Raw genomic sequence first — 530 nt, 5'->3', positions numbered from 1 at the left:
GCTATTACGAGGCGATTGTTTTCTAAAAACTTACGTTGATTATTAACAGATTGGCTTACTTAATATTGGTAATCTATTGTTTTCACACATACTAGTGAAAGCCCTGTGGGAGCCCAAACTCACAGGGTTATTTTTATCTACTTACTTCAATTTCCCGTATTGCTTTCTTGTTGGCTAAAGTTTGAGTTTATCAATCTCTTCATGATCGGGACGACGATAATTCAGGATGTAACCCGGCATCTTCATAAACCTATTATTTTTGTCTTTTGCACTCACTACTACTGAATGGCAAACAGATGACGTGTCGAATGTTTCATCATATTCATACAATAAAGCTGCCATTTTATCTTGCCATTCAGTAGGCATTTCATGCATGAGAACTCTTGGCATGACTAGAAATGATGCATAAGACAATCCAAACCAATTCCACAATTCACTGCTATTTTTTGACTGTGTTGCCTTACTCATTTAAACACTCCATTCTAATGTAGATTTAAAGTACTTCTAGCCGACTCGATATCGCGGATAGC

Annotated in this window: 1 protein-coding gene; it reads right to left on the bottom strand. The window is 36.8% G+C overall.

Features of this window, described 5'->3' with window-relative positions:
• Positions 1-174: 174 nt before the first annotated feature.
• Positions 175-375 carry a hypothetical protein gene (locus DK858_RS13850; RefSeq protein WP_311749809.1) on the bottom strand — a complete coding sequence of 67 codons (201 nt, stop codon included), beginning with the start codon at positions 373-375 and terminating at the stop codon, positions 175-177.
• Positions 376-530: the final 155 nt, after the last annotated feature.

It is taken from the genome of Proteus faecis, from assembly GCF_003144395.1.
In the GTDB taxonomy this organism is placed as follows: Bacteria; Pseudomonadota; Gammaproteobacteria; order Enterobacterales; family Enterobacteriaceae; genus Proteus; species Proteus faecis.
The sequence above is the reverse complement of the archived record's forward strand: the minus strand, read 5'-3'. Positions and strand labels throughout refer to the sequence as shown.